The sequence below is a fragment of the Acinetobacter schindleri genome, from assembly GCF_010918895.1.
Classification (GTDB): domain Bacteria; phylum Pseudomonadota; class Gammaproteobacteria; order Pseudomonadales; family Moraxellaceae; genus Acinetobacter; species Acinetobacter schindleri.
In genome coordinates, this window is sequence record NZ_CP044484.1 from 69597 (window position 1) to 86604 (window position 17008).

Annotated in this window: 16 protein-coding genes and 6 pseudogenes; 5 read left to right on the top strand and 17 right to left on the bottom strand. The window is 41.9% G+C overall.

Features of this window, described 5'->3' with window-relative positions:
• Positions 1-34 precede the first annotated feature (34 nt).
• The 12 genes and pseudogenes from FSC11_RS15175 to FSC11_RS15230 form a co-directional block, all read right to left on the bottom strand.
• Entirely contained in the window at positions 35-259 is a 225-nt protein-coding gene (locus tag FSC11_RS15175; protein ID WP_000743213.1) for a hypothetical protein, read from the bottom strand.
• Positions 256-993 carry a recombinase family protein gene (locus tag FSC11_RS15180; protein WP_001366550.1) on the bottom strand — a complete coding sequence of 246 codons (738 nt, stop codon included), beginning with the start codon at positions 991-993 and terminating at the stop codon, positions 256-258. Before FSC11_RS15180 ends, FSC11_RS15175 begins: the two co-directional genes overlap by 4 nt.
• Before the next feature lie 148 nt (positions 994-1141).
• Positions 1142-2308, bottom strand: coding sequence for a tetracycline-inactivating monooxygenase Tet(X3) (locus FSC11_RS15185; protein ID WP_024160783.1), 1167 nt, complete (start codon positions 2306-2308; stop codon positions 1142-1144).
• Positions 2309-2497: 189 nt separating this feature from the next.
• On the bottom strand, positions 2498-3091 hold the full coding sequence (locus tag FSC11_RS15190; protein WP_205779272.1) for a tyrosine-type recombinase/integrase: 594 nt from the start codon (positions 3089-3091) through the stop codon (positions 2498-2500).
• A 72-nt stretch (positions 3092-3163) separates the two neighbouring features.
• On the bottom strand, positions 3164-3868 hold the full coding sequence (locus FSC11_RS15195; protein ID WP_001067855.1) for an IS6-like element IS26 family transposase: 705 nt from the start codon (positions 3866-3868) through the stop codon (positions 3164-3166).
• A gap of 61 nt (positions 3869-3929) precedes the next feature.
• Positions 3930-4283 (bottom strand): annotated as a pseudogene (locus FSC11_RS15200) (transposase zinc-binding domain-containing protein); the annotation flags it as partial.
• A 111-nt stretch (positions 4284-4394) separates the two neighbouring features.
• A pseudogene (locus FSC11_RS15205) lies at positions 4395-4870 on the bottom strand (GMP synthase (glutamine-hydrolyzing)); the annotation flags it as partial.
• Positions 4871-4926: 56 nt separating this feature from the next.
• Positions 4927-5787: a macrolide hydrolase EstT gene (estT, locus tag FSC11_RS15210; RefSeq protein ID WP_077782102.1), complete on the bottom strand. Its 861-nt coding sequence runs from the start codon at positions 5785-5787 to the stop codon at positions 4927-4929.
• 17 nt (positions 5788-5804) lie between these two features.
• Entirely contained in the window at positions 5805-6941 is a 1137-nt protein-coding gene (gene tet(X) / locus FSC11_RS15215) for a tetracycline-inactivating monooxygenase Tet(X) (protein WP_044502094.1), read from the bottom strand.
• Positions 6942-6964: 23 nt separating this feature from the next.
• Positions 6965-7342 (bottom strand): hypothetical protein, encoded by a 378-nt coding sequence (locus tag FSC11_RS15220; RefSeq protein WP_044502095.1) that lies wholly within the window; start codon positions 7340-7342, stop codon positions 6965-6967.
• A 154-nt stretch (positions 7343-7496) separates the two neighbouring features.
• Positions 7497-7676 (bottom strand): annotated as a pseudogene (locus FSC11_RS16330) (hypothetical protein); the annotation flags it as partial.
• A gap of 236 nt (positions 7677-7912) precedes the next feature.
• Positions 7913-9406 (bottom strand): IS91-like element ISCR2 family transposase, encoded by a 1494-nt coding sequence (locus FSC11_RS15230; RefSeq protein WP_163167828.1) that lies wholly within the window; start codon positions 9404-9406, stop codon positions 7913-7915.
• A 192-nt stretch (positions 9407-9598) separates the two neighbouring features.
• Here FSC11_RS15230 and FSC11_RS15235 point away from each other — a divergent pair.
• Together FSC11_RS15235 and FSC11_RS15240 are read left to right on the top strand one after the other, a co-directional pair.
• A protein-coding gene (locus FSC11_RS15235) for an IS3 family transposase (protein ID WP_119285041.1) occupies positions 9599-10764 on the top strand; the annotation gives its coding sequence in 2 pieces (ribosomal slippage) (positions 9599-9857 and positions 9857-10764; 1167 coding nt in all).
• Positions 10765-10998: 234 nt separating this feature from the next.
• A complete protein-coding gene (locus tag FSC11_RS15240) occupies positions 10999-11457 on the top strand; it encodes a 2-thiouracil desulfurase family protein (protein WP_163167830.1) in 459 nt (152 codons plus the stop codon).
• Between the two features lie 126 nt (positions 11458-11583).
• Here FSC11_RS15240 and ant(3'')-IId read toward each other — a convergent pair whose 3' ends face one another.
• Positions 11584-12372, bottom strand: a complete 789-nt coding sequence (gene ant(3'')-IId, locus FSC11_RS15245; protein WP_038350081.1) for an aminoglycoside nucleotidyltransferase ANT(3'')-IId — start codon at positions 12370-12372, stop codon at positions 11584-11586.
• Between the two features lie 277 nt (positions 12373-12649).
• On the opposite strand from ant(3'')-IId, the pseudogene FSC11_RS15250 reads away from it, so the two are divergent.
• Positions 12650-13808 (top strand): annotated as a pseudogene (locus tag FSC11_RS15250) (IS3 family transposase).
• 172 nt (positions 13809-13980) lie between these two features.
• On the opposite strand, the gene FSC11_RS15255 reads toward FSC11_RS15250, so the two are convergent.
• The gene (locus tag FSC11_RS15255) at positions 13981-14202 is read right to left on the bottom strand and encodes a helix-turn-helix domain-containing protein (protein ID WP_004658364.1); all 222 of its coding nucleotides are present in this window, start codon (positions 14200-14202) and stop codon (positions 13981-13983) included.
• Between the two features lie 194 nt (positions 14203-14396).
• Between FSC11_RS15255 and FSC11_RS15260 the strand changes: the two genes are divergently transcribed.
• Positions 14397-14648, top strand: coding sequence for a hypothetical protein (locus FSC11_RS15260; RefSeq protein WP_004658363.1), 252 nt, complete (start codon positions 14397-14399; stop codon positions 14646-14648).
• Between the two features lie 252 nt (positions 14649-14900).
• On the opposite strand, the pseudogene FSC11_RS15265 reads toward FSC11_RS15260, so the two are convergent.
• Positions 14901-15044 (bottom strand): annotated as a pseudogene (locus tag FSC11_RS15265) (antitoxin HicB); the annotation flags it as partial.
• On the opposite strand from FSC11_RS15265, the pseudogene FSC11_RS15270 reads away from it, so the two are divergent.
• Positions 15044-15268 (top strand): annotated as a pseudogene (locus FSC11_RS15270) (efflux RND transporter permease subunit); the annotation flags it as partial. The pseudogenes FSC11_RS15265 and FSC11_RS15270 overlap by 1 nt on opposite strands.
• Positions 15269-15352: 84 nt before the next feature.
• Here the strand turns inward: FSC11_RS15270 and FSC11_RS15275 are convergent.
• Both FSC11_RS15275 and FSC11_RS15280 read right to left on the bottom strand, forming a co-directional pair.
• Positions 15353-16240 carry a cation diffusion facilitator family transporter gene (locus tag FSC11_RS15275; RefSeq protein WP_127800877.1) on the bottom strand — a complete coding sequence of 296 codons (888 nt, stop codon included), beginning with the start codon at positions 16238-16240 and terminating at the stop codon, positions 15353-15355.
• Positions 16227-16958: a transglutaminase-like domain-containing protein gene (locus tag FSC11_RS15280; RefSeq protein ID WP_005245162.1), complete on the bottom strand. Its 732-nt coding sequence runs from the start codon at positions 16956-16958 to the stop codon at positions 16227-16229. The genes FSC11_RS15275 and FSC11_RS15280 overlap by 14 nt, the downstream gene beginning before the upstream one ends.
• Positions 16959-17008: the final 50 nt, after the last annotated feature.

Genomic DNA, 17008 nt, shown 5'->3' on the forward strand with positions numbered 1-17008 from the left:
CAGGCTCAGTGCCATGAAAAATACCATGACCAGATCATGAGGTTGAACACGGCTTGCGCCGGCAGCGTTCACGCTCCTGGTCGGCGATCTCGCCCGGCTGCAATGCTAGCTCAGCATCGGTCATGCGCTCCAGCACGTCGCGTAGGCGGATGGTGCAAGGAATGGGCGGCAGCTCGAACTCATAGCCGCCGGCGATCATTTCGGCCGCAATCTCCTCGGTGATGAAAAACGGCTCGTCGTCTTGGTTCGGCTTCTTCATGCCCTTTCCTCCTGGCGCTCATCCTGGCCGACAGCGGCCAGGGCATCGGCTTCCGTCAATGCGTCCTCCACGAACGCGCCGTGCTGCTTCGCTTCGGCCTGGCTGACCTCGGCCCATATCCGTTTCACCTGGGCCGCACTGTACCCGGCCAGCTCGGCGGTCTTGTTGATGCTGTAGCCGGACTTGCGCAGCGCGACAACTTGGGCGCGGCGCTTCGGATCAGCACGGCGGCCCTTGTACCGCCCGGCCTGGCGGGCCAACTCAATGCCTTGGCGCTGGCGTTCGCGCCTGTCCTCGTAGTCGTCGCGGGCCATCTGCAAGGCCAGGCGAAAAAGCATGATCTGCACGGCTTCCAGCACGATCTTGGCGACGCCCTGGGCCTCGGCCGCCAGGTCGGATAGATCGACCACGCCAGGGACGGCCAGGCGTGCGCCTTTGGCCTGTATCGAGGCCACCAGGCGCTCGGCCTCGGGCAAAGGTAGGCGGCTGATGCGGTCGATCTTCTCGGCAATGACCACCTCGCCGGGCTGTAGGTCGCCGATCATGCGCAGCAGCTCAGGCCGGTCGGCGCGTGCGCCGGATGCCTTCTCACGGTAGATGCCGGCGACGTAGTAGCCGGCGGCCTTCGCGGCCGTAGTGATCGCCTCTTGGCGTTCCAAGTCCTGCGCGTCGGTGCTGACGCGCAGATAGACCCGCGCCACCATCGGCGCGGCTACTGGCTTCGTCCTGCGCATACTTGCGGGCTCCTTTGGGCATACTCAAATGCACCCATCTTAAACTGGCAGCTAATGTACAAAAGTTGATAGAAGCACACAAGTTCAATTTTGCACTTCTGCCCCACTATTGCAAAACTGCTTGTTAGTAGCCGTTTTTTCTTACTGTTTATAGATTCAATAATTTTTGAAACGAAAAATTGGGACTAAACATTTCGGTTTCGTTTTCTGTCGATTCGTCCTGCGTATCTTTTGCATAAACAAACATTTGTTGTTCGTAGTTTTCGATGGCATTTTCAATACTTGTAAATTCTCCGTTTGTAAGGTTTTCAGACAATATCAAAGCATCCAATAATCCCGTATTTACACCCTGTCCTGCAAAAGGCGACATCAAATGAGCAGCATCGCCAATCATTGTTATGGGTAATGGACGGTTACTTTTCCAATCATTGTTCAAAGGAAATTTCCTTGTGGGCAAGCATTGAAATGTTGATACCGAACGTATTAATTGTTTGTAAACTTCACTCCATTTGGAAAATCTTTTCAATAAAAAATCGGCAACGCTGTTTCTGTCCTGAAAATCTAAGGGAATTTTATTTTTCCATTCATCGGGCGTTTTAAAACTAATTCCTAAATACAATGCACCATTATTATTGGGATTGGCAAACAATAAAATGCCCTGATGTCCCGCCATTAATCGGTTGCCGTTGCATAGCTGAAAAAATCCGGGACAGTTTATTTCCGGTTGAAGAATATCAGCTTGGATGTTGAAAGTACCGGTTTCTTCAACTTGCGTGTCGGTAACAAAGCTCCTTATTTTCGACATTCCACCATTGGCAAGAATAACCAAATCTGCTGTTTCACTCGGTTTATTCTCAAAAGTTAGTGTCCACTTCTTCTTACCAGGTTCAAGCATAACAAGTTTTCTATCCCAAATAACCGTGTCGTTTTCTAAACTATTCAACAAGATAGCCCTTAAGTCATTTCTGTTTATTTCAGGATTGTCAAATCGATTTTCGGGCTTTACATTTTTTGTGGATAAAATATTGCCTTTTTCATCAGCAATATTTACACCCATTGGTAAGGCTAAGTCATAATAAGTTTGTAACAATCCCGCTTTTTTCATTGCTTCCTGACCTGAACCTTTGTGTAGGTCAAGGGTTCCACCAAAAATTCTTGCCTCTCGGTCGTTGTCTCTTTCGTAAACTGAAACGTCTATGCCGTTTTGCTGTAATAATTTTGCCATAGTCAGTCCAACGGGTCCACCACCAATTATTGCAACGTTCTTATCACTAAGTAAATTCATTTGTTTGTCTGTATCTATTCGCATTGTCATTCAAAAATGGCACATAACAAGTGGCTATACGCCAAATGGCGTATATATCCACTATATCTTATTTTGCTAAACCTTTCATTATCAGTGACAAATCCGTTTTCAACCGTTTACCGTTCGTTTCTACTCTCTCAAAAGGATTTATATTCATAGTGCTTTTTGTTAAGTTTTGCTCAAATATACAAATCCTTTCTATATATCTAACAAATCCATCGGACTTTTTAATTGTTCCATTCCCTTGGTGGTAATATGTGTATAAACCTCAGTTGTTTTACTGCTTGAATGACCTAACAACGATTGAATATAACGTAAACTCGTACCATTCTCAAGCAAATGCGTTGCAAAGCTATGTCGTAAGGTATGTACAGTAACTTCCTTTTGAATCTTTGCTTTTAAAACAGCTGCTTTAAAAATGTTTTGAATACTTCGGCTTGAGTATGCGCCACCTTTTTGACCTTCAAATAAATAATCTTTTGGTTTATATTCCATAAAGTATGTTCTTAAAATAATTAATGTTTTCTCAGATAAAATGGTATAACGATCTCTTTTTCCTTTTGACTGTTCTATACGAATTTGCATGCGCTTGGAGTCAATGTCTTTTATTTTCAGGTTTATACATTCAGAAATGCGCAAACCTGCCGAATAAATAGTCATCAGAATAGCCTTGTGTTTCACGTTTTCAATAGCGCGTAGTACCCGAATGGTTTCTTCTTCACTCATCACAACAGGAAGTGTTTTTTCTTTTTTTGGTCTTTCGATGAAATATGTTTTCCGTTGTCCACCCAAAACACGTTCGTAATAAAACTGGCACTGTTGCAAAGTTAGCGATGAGGCAGCCTTTTGTCTTATTCAAAGGCCTTACATTTCAAAAACTCTGCTTACCAGGCGCATTTCGCCCAGGGGATCACCATAATAAAATGCTGAGGCCTGGCCTTTGCGTAGTGCACGCATCACCTCAATACCTTTGATGGTGGCGTAAGCCGTCTTCATGGATTTAAATCCCAGCGTGGCGCCGATTATCCGTTTCAGTTTGCCATGATCGCATTCAATCACGTTGTTCCGGTACTTAATCTGTCGGTGTTCAACGTCAGACGGGCACCGGCCTTCGCGTTTGAGCAGAGCAAGCGCGCGACCATAGGCGGGCGCTTTATCCGTGTTGATGAATCGCGGGATCTGCCACTTCTTCACGTTGTTGAGGATTTTACCCAGAAACCGGTATGCAGCTTTGCTGTTACGACGGGAGGAGAGATAAAAATCGACAGTGCGTCCCCGGCTGTCGACGGCCCGGTACAGATACGCCCAGCGGCCATTGACCTTCACGTAGGTTTCATCCATGTGCCACGGGCAAAGATCGGAAGGGTTACGCCAGTACCAGCGCAGCCGTTTTTCCATTTCAGGCGCATAACGCTGAACCCAGCGGTAAATCGTGGAGTGATCGACATTCACTCCGCGTTCAGCCAGCATCTCCTGCAGCTCACGGTAACTGATGCCGTATTTGCAGTACCAGCGTACGGCCCACAGAATGATGTCACGCTGAAAATGCCGGCCTTTGAATGGGTTCATGTGCAGCTCCATCAGCAAAAGGGGATGATAAGTTTATCACCACCGACTATTTGCAACAGTGCCGTTCAGGCAGTACTTCATCAACCAGCAAGGCGGCACTTTCGGCCATCCGCCGCGCCCCACAGCTCGGGCAGAAACCGCGACGCTTACAGCTGAAAGCGACCAGGTGCTCGGCGTGGCAAGACTCGCAGCGAACCCGTAGAAAGCCATGCTCCAGCCGCCCGCATTGGAGAAATTCTTCAAATTCCCGTTGCACATAGCCCGGCAATTCCTTTCCCTGCTCTGCCATAAGCGCAGCGAATGCCGGGTAATACTCGTCAACGATCTGATAGAGAAGGGTTTGCTCGGGTCGGTGGCTCTGGTAACGACCAGTATCCCGATCCCGGCTGGCCGTCCTGGCCGCCACATGAGGCATGTTCCGCGTCCTTGCAATACTGTGTTTACATACAGTCTATCGCTTAGCGGAAAGTTCTTTTACCCTCAGCCGAAATGCCTGCCGTTGCTAGACATTGCCAGCCAGTGCCCGTCACTCCCACTCAATAGTTGCCGGCGGCTTTGAGGAAACATCGTAGGTTACCCGCGAAATACCGGGAATCTCATTAATGATGCGGCTAGAAACCGTTTCTAAAAACTCATACGGCAAGTGTGCCCAGCGCGCTGTCATAAAATCGATAGTTCTACTGCGCGCAATGCCACCACATACTCATAGCGGCGGGCATCGCCCACTACGCCAACCGACTTCACTGGCAAGAATACAGCGAAGGCTTGGCTGGTTTTGTGATACAGGTCAGCGGCATACAGCTCTTCGATAAAGATGGCATCAGCCAAGCGCAACCTGTCGGCATATTCTTTTTTTACTTCGCCAAGAATACGCACACCCAAGCCAGGGCCAGGGAAGGGATGACGGTAAACCATGTCGTAGGGCAGACCTAACTCCATACCGATCTTGCGCACCTCATCTTTAAACAGCTCGCGCAGCGGCTCCACCAGCTTGAGCGTCATAACACATTGATATTAGCTTCAATCTCTAAACCGTTGATTTGGAAATACATAATACCCTATTTGTTCATTCTTTTGTTATTTGTTGTATGTTGCGTTATTCCATCAATAATTTTATTCCAATCTTCGAAATGTAGTTCGTGTCCGGTTCCATCAAGCGTTATTAGTTTTGAGCCGTTTATCTTTTCAAGTAAAACTGCTGAATTCTTAAAATGCCATATTTTATCGTCCGTTCCGTGTACAATTAAGGTTGGTTGATTGATTTCGCTCAATCTGTTCCAGTATTCTTCACCACCTTGCAGTGCCGCATGATTGAACATACTTATATAGTTATTAGCTCTTTTAAATTCGGCTCTAATCAGTTTTTCACTTCTTTGTTTGTCAAATTGTTTCCTGCCGCTCATCAATTCAGCACCTTGAATTAAATAATTTGCCACACTGTCTTCATTTGTCCAATCTACGGTTTCAGCTTTTCCGTGAAAATCTAAAATACGCGTATCCATTTCAGGAATTGTGGGGTCTGAGTCGCCCCAAGGACCTGATGAGATTAGTGTTATTGAACTTACCCTGTCGGCATATTTTATTGATGCTATTTGAGAAATCAGTCCGCCCAGTGAAATTCCCACAAAATTGGCTTTGACTATTTTATAGCCGTCCAAAATTGAAATAGCATCATGGGTTAAGTCAACAATATCATAGGGGGTTGAACCCGGTTCGTAATTAGTAGATTTTCCTACGTCCCTATTGTCGTAGCGAATAACAAAAAATCCCTTTTCAGATAGTTTCTGGCAAAATTCAGCATCCCAATACAACATGGATACCGTTGCTCCCGCAATCAAGAGTATTGCCGGATCTTTTTCACATCCAAAACTTTCGGTAAAAAGTCTTATTCCGTTTTTTTTAACTATTTTCTCTTTCATTTCCTCGCCTTTCTGTTTTATAGATTCATTAGTTTTTGGAAAGAAAAGTCGAGGCTGAACATTTCCGTTTCGTTTATTATTGATTCTGCCTGTGCTTCTCTTCCATAAGCAAACATTTGCTGTTCATAATTTTCAATAGCCTCTTCAATGCTGTTAAATTTCCCATTGGTCAGATTATCCGACAATATCAAGGCATCCATCAACCCACTGTTTACGCCTTGTCCTGCAAAAGGAGGCATCAAATGAGCAGCATCTCCAATCATCGTTATGGGTAATGGACGCTTACTTTTCCAAGACTTATCTAAGGGAAATATTCGTGTCGCTAACCCTACAAAAGATGATGTCAAACGAATCAGTTCTTTGTAGCGTTCGTCCCAATCGGAAAATTTTTTCAGGAGAAAATCAACGACACTATTTCTGTCTTGAAAATCTACCCGCGTTTTGCTTTTCCATTCATCAGGTGTTTTAAAACTTATTCCAAAATGCAATGCACCATTATTATTAGGATTCGCAAATAATAAATTACCTTGATGAGCAGCCATTAGCCGGTTTCCATTGCAAAGCTGAAAAAATCCAGGACAGTTCACCTCCGGTTGATGAATATCGGCTTGTATATTGAAAGTACCTGTTTCTTCAACTTCCGTGTCGGTAACAAATTTTCTTACTTTAGACATTCCACCATTGGCAATAATAACCAGATCTGCTGTTTCACTCGATTTATCCTCAAAAGTTAGTATCCACTTCTCCTTATCAGGTTCAAGGGTAACAAGTTTTCTATCCCAAATGACGGTATCATTTTGTAAACTATTTAATAGGATAGTCCTTAAGTCATTTCTGTTTATTTCAGGATTGTCAAAACGATTTTCGGGTCTTACATTTTTTGTGGTTAAAATATTGCCCTTTTCATCAACAATATTTACACCCATTGGTAAAGCTAAGTCATAATAAGTTTGTAACAATCCCGCTCTTTTCATTGCTTCCTGTCCCGAATCCCTGTGCAGATCAAGTGTCCCACCAAAAATCCTTGCATCTTGGTCTTTGTCTCTCTCGTAAACTGTAATGTCCACGCCGTTTTGCTGTAACAATCTCGCCATTGTTAATCCAACAGGCCCGGCACCAATTATTGTAATTTTTTTATGTTTTAGTAAAGTCATATTCTTGTTCGCTGGTTTTAATGTCAACTAATGTCTGTCAATTTAATCACTTTGTTTTTTTTAAATTCAAACACGGATTTTCCTGATAACTTTAGCTTTTGCCCTTTTTTTAAGCCGTTCGGAAAGTCAATTGCTAAAATTGCTGTATAATCAATTTCTATTTCAGTGCTGTTGTCAAAATGCCTAAACGATTTAACTGTCTGTGTTCTCTTTGCAAAGTATGTTTTTGCTGTTTCTGCCTGTTGTTTAAACGCTGTTAACCCTTTCAGCGATAAACTTATATCATTATTTTGAATGTTTTCAAAAACAATATTATCGTCAAGGTCTGCAACCATTTTTTTGATATCAAATTGGTTGTATCCATCGATGTAGTTATTGATGATGTTTACTCTGTCGGTCATATTTTGTAATTATTTATCGGTTACATATTGGTGTTGTCTGTAGGTTGTTCTACGATAATTGCCAACTTTTAACTTCTATACGAAGGAACATGTTGGGATACTTGAACTTTCGATTTAGCGCCAACACGAGCAAACCGAAGTTAGCACCTACTCTCTATTCAGCATATTTTTTAAAAATACTTGTGGCAATGTGTCCGCCAAAACCAAAAGTATTACTCATTGCGTAATTCACTTGCCGTTGTTGTGATTGGTGTAACGTCAAGTTAAATATATCCCTATATTCAGGTTCAATATCTACCGAATTGATTGTTGGCGGAACAATGTTATTCTGAACAACGTATAGGAAGAATAAACGCCCTTTTCACCCAAGTCCAACAGCTTTGGACCGCAGTTGACTCTTTCGACACCCCTGCGATGCAACCCAATCCGGCTGACGGGGAGCCAGCAACGCTGAAAATTTACCCTCCTCTTTCCCACTAGCGGCTCCTTTTCCGACAACCAGCACGGCGGATCCCTGCCGCGGCGCTGTGAACGCAGCATTTTGATTGGTATCGTTGGCCTTCAGGCTCGTCAGTCAAACAGACCCAGGAGCAGCTCAGCCGGTGGCGCCCGGCTTTCGGGTAACGCCCTGGTCCCGCTGGTTTCGGCTTTGTGCTTCAGGTGATCAAGGATCTGCTTGATCACTATAGGGTCTTCAATGCAGGCGATGACTTTCATGGCGCCGCCGCAGCCGCTGCAGGTCTCGATGTCGATATTGAAAACACGCTTGAGCCGTTGCGCCCATGTCATCGACGCTCGCCGTTGTGCTGGTGTTGCCGGTTCATCAGCCACCCTGACCTTGTTGCCCCTGCCCCGTTTTGCCGGCGTGACCAACGCCCGGTGCCGACTGTTGGGTGCGAACACCCCGTGGAAGCGGGTTAGGTTGACTCTGGGCTTCGGTACCAGGGCGGCCAGCCTTGCAATGAAATCCAATGGTTCGAAAATGACGTGCGTGGTGCCGTCCCGGTACGGCGTCTTGAGCTGGTAGCGCACGTTGCCGCCTCGTGTTAACGACAGCCGCTTCTCGGATACCGCCGGGCGGCTGATGTACCGGCACAGCCGTTCGAGCTTCTTGCGTTCATCGGCCCTGGCCGCCACGCCGGCGTGCAGGCTGGACCCGGCTACCTTGCCAATCCCGTCACCGAACGGATCACCACTGGTCGGCAGAGTTTGCAAAGTGAACACCTTTCGCCCCGCCTGTGAACCGACAGCGATACGGTAAGTGATCGAGTGCCCCAGCAGGGGTGTCATCGGGTCGTCATCCACCGCATCCGAGGCCAGATAGCTGTTTTCGACATCCCGTTCCAGCAGGCCTTGCCGTTCCAGATAGCGACCCACCCGGTGGGCGATGGTGTGCGTCAGCTGGGTGAGCTCTGGGCTGGTCGGCGCCTTGACCCAGCGGAAACGCGCTGAGCCGTGGGATTGCTCGACATACACACCGTCGAGAAACAGCATGTGGAAGTGAACATTCAGATTGAGCGCCGATCCAGAACGCTGGATCAGGGTGACCGCGCCCGTCTTGGCCACTTGGTGGGTATGGCCCGCTTTCTTGACCAGGTGCGTGGCAATGACGCGGTAAACGATGCCCAGCACCCACCCCATGATCTCGGGCCGGCTGGCAAACAGGAAACGCAGCTGAAACGGGAAGCTCAACACCCACTGACGCATGGGTTGTTCAGGCAGTACTTCATCAACCAGCAAGGCGGCACTTTCGGCCATCCGCCGCGCCCCACAGCTCGGGCAGAAACCGCGACGCTTACAGCTGAAAGCGACCAGGTGCTCGGCGTGGCAAGACTCGCAGCGAACCCGTAGAAAGCCATGCTCCAGCCGCCCGCATTGGAGAAATTCTTCAAATTCCCGTTGCACATAGCCCGGCAATTCCTTTCCCTGCTCTGCCATAAGCGCAGCGAATGCCGGGTAATACTCGTCAACGATCTGATAGAGAAGGGTTTGCTCGGGTCGGTGGCTCTGGTAACGACCAGTATCCCGATCCCGGCTGGCCGTCCTGGCCGCCACATGAGGCATGTTCCGCGTCCTTGCAATACTGTGTTTACATACAGTCTATCGCTTAGCGGAAAGTTCTTTTACCCTCAGCCGAAATGCCTGCCGTTGCTAGACATTGCCAGCCAGTGCCCGTCACTCCCACTCTATTGATGTGTGCTTAAAAAACAGGAGGGTTTAACTTGGTAAACTATACATACTCATTAGGAGTTTACCATGAGCAAGAAACAGAAGACTTACACCGCAGAATTTAAAGCTGAAGCCATAAAAGCCATTGAAGAGAACCAAGGTAATGTATCGGAATCCGCTAGACAACTTGGCATTTCAATGCAAACCCTTTCGAACTGGAATAACAAAGCAAAGGCTGGAACTTTAGCAGGCACAAAACAGTATTCGCCCGATCTAAACGCCTTACTCGAAGAAAATAAGAAGCTTAAACAACAGCTCAAAACAGCTGAAATGGAACGTGAATTTTTAAAAAAGGCAGCAGCGTACTTTGCCAAAGAAAGTCAGTGAGGTACGCCTATATGAAATCGCAAAGCCACTTATTTCCGATTATTTTAATGGCTCGATTACTTCGTGTATCCGTTTCTCGCTTTTATGATTGGCTAAAGCGAGGCATGAGTAAAAGATCAATTCAGCGAAATCAGCAGACAATTTTGGTCAAAATAGCCCATGAAGAAACCAAACAAAGCTATGGCTATGTTCGATTAACCAAGCATTTACAAGCGCAAGGTATCAAAATAAGTACGTATGCTGTGCGCCAAATAAAAAAATCAAATCAGTTGTATTGTAAGCGCCATAAGCGTTTCAAAAGAACCACGAACAGTGATCACAACCGTTCTATTTATGACAATTTACTCAAGCAACAGTTTTCAATGACGAAGCCTAATCTTGCGTGGTCGAGTGACATTACCTACATTTGGACGGCTGAGGGCTGGTTGTACTTGGCAGCTGTCAAAGATCTTTACACGAAACAGGTTGTTGGCTATAGCTTAAATGAGCGCATGACAGCCAAGCTTGTTTGTGATGCATTGAATATGGCTATTCGCAATCAGAAACCTGCTAAAGATCTCATTGTACATTCAGATAGAGGCAGCCAATATTGCAGTAATGAATATCGAAACTTACTTGAGAAATTTGATTTTCAGGGTTCAATGAGCAAAAAAGGCGACTGCTTTGATAATGCACCGATAGAGAGTTTCTGGGGCATACTCAAAAATGAACTAGTCCATCATCGCAACTACAAAACAAGGGAAGAAGCCAAAGCGGATATTACAAAATATATAGAGTTATTTTATAATCAGCGAAGAATTCAAAAAGGCTTGGATTTTAAGACACCAAATCAAATGGCAGAAGACTTTTATCGGTTAGCTGCCTAGAATCTCCCAAGTGAAAGTCTCCTGCTAATTCAGCACACATCACTGTTGATAAATTTTCTAAACAAAAAGGATCAAACTAATCTATAAGCTTTGTGGGTTAGAAAAAAAATAACTCACTTTGCATTGATCATATTTAAATTCTTGTTTTATCCATAGCACTAACCTATTAATTTTAAAAAATAATAGGTACTGGCTAAATAGCAAATCGATACATATCTTTTTCATAGAGGAAATATGATTTTAGTAAGTTCTTGTCTGGCTGGCTTAAAGGTACGTTATAACGGGACGCATAGCTTAAACGAAAAAATCGAAAAATTAGTCAAAGATGGAAAAGCTACTATGGTATGTCCAGAGATTCTTAGCGGTTTATCAACACCACGCGAACCTGCCGAGATTTCGGGAGGTAATGGCGATGATGTCTTAGATGGAAAAGCCTGTGTAATTGAAAAATCAGGAAAGGATGTGACTTCAATCTATATTGAAGGGGCATATAGAACTTTAAAAAAAGTTCAATTATTAAAAGCTACTCTGGTAGTGCTTAAAGAAAATAGCCCTTCATGTGGTAGTTCAATGATTTACGATGGTCAATTTAATGGGAATAAGATCTATGGCAATGGAGTTACCTCCGCTTTGCTTAAACGTCATAATATAAAAGTCATTTCAGAAGAAACTTTTTGGCAACTTTTACCCTAGTTCCTCCGCTTTTATTTAAAATCTTCATGCAACTCCAACCACGCCCCCCTTTGCAATATCAAGTCTCTTCGGTATTTAGAGATATAGTGAGGTAATAATCTAAGAAGCATATCCATTACTTCCACATCAGTTAAAAAGTAGTGGTTCAATTTTATGCTGTAATTCTTTAACAATTTTAGCAAGCTGATCATGTAAAACTAACCAACATTGCTCATGACCTTGCCCAATATATTCATCTATTATGAGTTGCAAAATGTCTTGATCTATCTGACTTAAGAATTCTAAAAACCATGTCGCAGCAACATCCTTGGCAACTATTGTTTTATGATCTAATGTATAAGCTATACGGCATAGCGCTAAAATTTGATTACATTCATCCTGATCGTCTTTCCAATGAGCAATAATTTGTGGATAAGTTTTTTGCATGGCAAATATTAATTGTTCATAGCTAATTGGATTTAACCAATCGCAAATATCAGGTCCAAAGATAGTAATGTTATGTAATTGGGCAGTTTTAAGTAAAATACTAATATCTGGATCAGATTGACTATAAAGTAATTCACCTTTGAGTAATTCTTCTCTCAACCACTCGCCATATTGTAGCTGATATGTATATGGATGATTTTTATTGGTAATACTCCCTTTTTCTAATATCGTAATTTCTAAGGCACGCGCTGTAGCATGACCAATCGGAACAGATATATTTAGAAAATTCTGCGCTAATTGTTTTCTTTCCTGATCGGTAATTTCACGTTCAATAATAACTAAAATATCAAGATCACTTTTATGTTTTAAACCACCATCAACATACGAACCATATAAATAAATAGCATAAAGCTTATCTTTAAAATTTTTTTGTAAAAGCTGTTTTACACTTTCAACTTGGCGACACTCTTCATCATTTAAGCTTTGCATATGATTTTTAATTTAAAAAAATAAGTAATGAATTCATAGAGCATTATACAGAATAAGTGTAAATAATTTAATCAATTAGTAAATAACATACTATTTTTACAATATATTTACTTTCAATATAGAGTTTAATACATAAAACTCTATCAATCAAAAAAAGCTTGAAACAACATCTGAATAGTAAGAGTCATTTCCTCCTCACTTAGAGATGGATCCGGAAATTTGAACAACTCCTATAAGTGATACTCTGCTCCTCAAATGATGTTATAAACATCAATATATGGAGTATTTTATGGCACGTAGACCAAGAAGAAATCATTCAAACGACTTTAAGGCTAAGGTAGCACTTGCTGCGATCAAAGCAGAAAAAACACTTGCTGAATTGAGTTCTGAGTTTGATGTTCATCAAAACCAAATTATTGACTGGAAAAATCAATTGATCTCAGCTTCCTCACAAGCTTTCGATCAATCAAAAGCTCCATCAGAACCTCCCATTGATCTTAAAAAGTTACATGCAAAAATCGGTGAGCAGGCATTAGAAATTGATTTTTTAGAAGGTGTGTTGAAGAAACTGGGCCGCTTCAACCACAAAAGTTAATCGATCACTCACTTCAGATTTCAGTATCTAAACAAGCTAAGTTACTGAAAGTCTCTCGTGGTTGTTATTATTATCGCCCAAAACCTGTTAGCTCATCAGATCTGAAGCTGATGCGATGTATTGATGAATTACATATGCAATATCCTTTTGCAGGCAGTCGTATGATGCGTGATTTGTTGAATCGTCAAGGGCATCATATAGGACGACGTCATACACGTACTTTAATGAAGAAAATGGGTATTCAGGCGTTATATTGCAAACCAAATTTAAGCCAGGCTAATCAAGCTCACCGTAAATATCCATATCTGCTCAAAGGATTGGCTATTCAGCGCAGTAATCAAGTGTGGTCTACTGATATAACGTATATCCCTATGGCAAAAGGCTTTGTTTATTTATGTGCTGTGATTGATTGGCATAGCCGCAAGGTACTTGCGCATAGGGTATCGATTAGTATGGAGGTGGATTTTTGTATTTCGGCTTTAAATGAAGCGATTGAAAAATATGGATCACCTGAAATATTGAATACAGACCAAGGCAGTCAGTTCACTAGTGATGCATTTATTGATGTATTGAAATCAAATGGCATTCAAATCAGTATGGATGGTAAACTTGCGCAGTATACTGCTCATAGATTGATAATGTGATGGTTGAACGATTATGGCGGAGCGTTAAATATGAAGAGGTGTATCTCAAAGCTTATAGCAGTGTCACAGATGCAAAAAAGCAATTGAGTGCATATTTTGAGTTTTATAATTTGAAACGACCTCATTCGAGTCTAGACAAAATGACACCCAATGAGTTTTACTATGATCAGCTACCCCAACAAAACAAGGTGGCTTAACTAGAGCGGAATATCACTTATAAATACGCTTTTAGTTGTTCAAACAAGTGGAACCACCTCTGTTTGTAATGATATTTTATAAAATTCAATATTAGATCTGCAGAGAAAAACTTATCAAACTAAGTATTGGCTAGTCTTTTTCTTCGAAAAACTTATCAAACGAAGTATTAAGTTAATCTTTTTCTTCAACTTCTTCCTTAAACTCAAACAAATCATTCATCGTACAGTTAAAGTACTTACACAACTTATCGGCGACTGGTAATTCAATACGTACAGCACGGTCATAATACATACTTGTGAGCGTGTTGCGATTGATACCTGTTGCATGCACCACTTCACTTAATTTTAAAATTTTTCTATCGCCCATGAGGCTAGATAACTTACAAGTAATCATATTTAAATTAATTTACAAAAAATAACTTGCTGTGGGTTATTTGAAGTTGTTGACTGAGTAATACTTTGCTAAAATTAACCTACAGCAGGTTATTACAACTTATAGAAAGTATATTTTATCCATTTCAACTAAATTATAACTTTTTAAATATAAGGATTGAACCTGCATTAGATTATTTTGTGGAGATGACCGCCGTGTTACCAAATGAGTTATTGATCAGCCAGCAAGCTCGTGACTTAGGAAATCAATTAATTAAAGAAATGAACATCAATAGAAGTTATGGAATGGCTAATTTTCTTGGAGTAAATACTTGCTATGATAATCATCAGGCTGTACTTATTTGGACATTTCAACTGCTTGAAAGGGAACCTGCCTTAAATGAATTAGCAGAAATTAAAAAATATTTTCTTTTAATCTTTCCAGATAGTGTTTATCAATTAGCCTAAGTTGTTTTTAAAATTAATTTATTAAATAAAAAGCACTAAATCAAAGAAAGCTTTATTTAAAAATACCTATTAATTCAAAAACATACCATTTACTGAATATATGAAGCATAGGTTCCTGCTCTATCACTCACTCGTACTAAAATTACATCGCTCTTTTTACTGATACTAAACAATTTATGTCCACGCCACGTTCTGCGGCTTCGAGGGCTAGTTTTTGTTGAACCACTGAGAACAAGGACAACAAACTGCCTACTATATTTTCCCGGAGAGTGGTGTAGGAACTTTTTCATTATTGCTAATCATATCAGCGACAACATCAGCAACGAGCTCCTCTATTCCTGAGAATGCTTTAGACTGATCCGCATCAAGCCAAGACAATGATGGAAACTCAGCACATCATTCGTTTAAGACCTATTTTAATGACGGCACTGGTCGCAAGTTTAGGTTTTATTCCAATGGCGTTAAACACTGGAATTGGTGCAGAAGTACAACGACCACTAGCAACAGTTGTTATCGGCGGTATTGTATCTTCTACAATTTTAACTTTGTTTGTATTGCCTATTTTATATCAATGGGCGCATGGCTCTGAGAGTAGCAAACAGCAATCCGACGAAATTTAAAATCAAAAAAAGCAGCTTAATTACTAGGTTATGCCTAATTAAGCTGCTTTTAATATTGTATGCCCAACATTTTATTGATAAAGCTTACTGCGCTTCATCCCGACAATTTTCATTTAAAAACTCAAACTCTATCGTTGTATGCGATAAATGATAGGAAGATAATTTAGCTGCAACTTCTTGTTTAAGCCTAATTAATTCTTTAACGTCAAAGTTGTCACTCAGCTCAAGGTGCGCTGTTAAAACGTGACTTTCACCATCTAGTGACCAAAAGTGCATGTGGTGGATACCATTAACTTCAGGAAATTCCATTAGTGATAGTTTAATACGCTTTTGAGTCTCTTTATCGGGTGCAGCTTGAAGAAATAAAACGAGTGTTGATTTCAGGTTTTTGAAAACATTAAACAAGATGAACAGCGTGAACCCTATTGATAAAAGGGGATCTAATATCGGCAGTTCAGCGAACAACAGTACGATAGAGACTATAAGAACGGCAACCCATCCAAGTACATCTTCAAGAAGGTGCCATGTCAGCACTTTCTCATTTAATGTTTCACCCGCTTTTAATTTTAATACAGCATATCCGTTAACGGCAACGCCGAGTATCGCTAGCCCTAACATCCCCTCGACTACAGGCATTTCAGGATTGGACAGCTTTGGAATTGCTTCAAATAAAATCCAAATTGAGCCAATGATTAAAACAATACTGTTTATCAATGCGCCAAAGAGAGTAAGTCTACGATAACCATAACTAAACTTATCTGATGCTTCTTTATCTGAAAAACGACTTAAAATCCACGCAAAACCTATTGAAAGACTATCACCAAGATCGTGAACTGCATCTGCCATTATCGCCGTACTGTTAGTGAGCCAACCACCTATAAATTCGATAATAGTGAATGTCACATTAAGGAAAAATGCCCAACCAATACGGTCATCTTTACCATGTTGATGACTATGATTATGGTTGTGCATTTTGTACCTCTAGTACTTTTCTATTTCTTAGTTTTGATACATTCATATTAATCAAGTGACGTATCAAGCGTTGATATATCCAGCGTTTGAACCCCGACAAGTTAGTCCCTTTTTCGAGATAGAACTCATCAGGGGAATCATAAAGCCCAAAGTCATCATGAATACCTTCTTTTTGAATATAGGTATTTTCTCCACGCCAATCTGTATCTGGTGATGAAAAGCACTTTGTTGCAACACCATAACCACAAAAATCATCTTTTACTTGGTCAAATTTCTCCTGTAGAGAGCTTAAGTATTGCTCATCCAATATAAAGCCCTCTAAGTTTATCCAACGCCCTTCAAAGTAAACTTCTACCCAACTATGAATGATGTATTTAGGTGCTAACCAAAATACATAGCTTGGGATAGCACCTTTTTGTAGTTGCTGGTCTATGGTAAACCCATGAAATCGGCATTGAATGCCTAGTCCACGCAATAGTGCCATTAACAGATTACCCTTAGTATTACATTGTCCATAACCATCTGCTAGCACATCGCTTGCTGCAATATCATCGCTTTCATTATAACCAAAGAAAATCTCATCTTTTACAAACTGATAAGCGGCACCAATTTTGTTGAAGTTATCCAAGTTTTTCCACCTACGTTGATCGATCAAGGATTGGATATCTTTGTGTTCAAAATTAACGATATTCGTATTGTTTAAATATTTCTCAGTCATTTTTTATATATCCTTTTCGTTGCATACTTATACTATAGACTCTATAGTAA

Bases quoted from the DNA above. Each gene is read 5' to 3' on its own strand.
- FSC11_RS15185 (WP_024160783.1), bottom strand. From the start codon at position 2,308: ATGACAATGCGAATAGATACAGACAAACAAATGAATTTACTTAGTGAT.
- FSC11_RS15230 (WP_163167828.1), bottom strand. From the start codon at position 9,406: ATGCCTCATGTGGCGGCCAGGACGGCCAGCCGGGATCGGGATACTGGT.
- FSC11_RS15220 (WP_044502095.1), bottom strand. From the start codon at position 7,342: ATGACCGACAGAGTAAACATCATCAATAACTACATCGATGGATACAAC.
- FSC11_RS15275 (WP_127800877.1), bottom strand. From the start codon at position 16,240: ATGCACAACCATAATCATAGTCATCAACATGGTAAAGATGACCGTATT.
- FSC11_RS15180 (WP_001366550.1), bottom strand. From the start codon at position 993: ATGCGCAGGACGAAGCCAGTAGCCGCGCCGATGGTGGCGCGGGTCTAT.
- estT (WP_077782102.1), bottom strand. From the start codon at position 5,787: ATGAAAGAGAAAATAGTTAAAAAAAACGGAATAAGACTTTTTACCGAA.
- FSC11_RS15255 (WP_004658364.1), bottom strand. From the start codon at position 14,202: ATGATTACTTGTAAGTTATCTAGCCTCATGGGCGATAGAAAAATTTTA.
- FSC11_RS15280 (WP_005245162.1), bottom strand. From the start codon at position 16,958: ATGACTGAGAAATATTTAAACAATACGAATATCGTTAATTTTGAACAC.
- FSC11_RS15195 (WP_001067855.1), bottom strand. From the start codon at position 3,868: ATGAACCCATTCAAAGGCCGGCATTTTCAGCGTGACATCATTCTGTGG.
- FSC11_RS15240 (WP_163167830.1), top strand. From the start codon at position 10,999: ATGATTTTAGTAAGTTCTTGTCTGGCTGGCTTAAAGGTACGTTATAAC.
- FSC11_RS15175 (WP_000743213.1), bottom strand. From the start codon at position 259: ATGAAGAAGCCGAACCAAGACGACGAGCCGTTTTTCATCACCGAGGAG.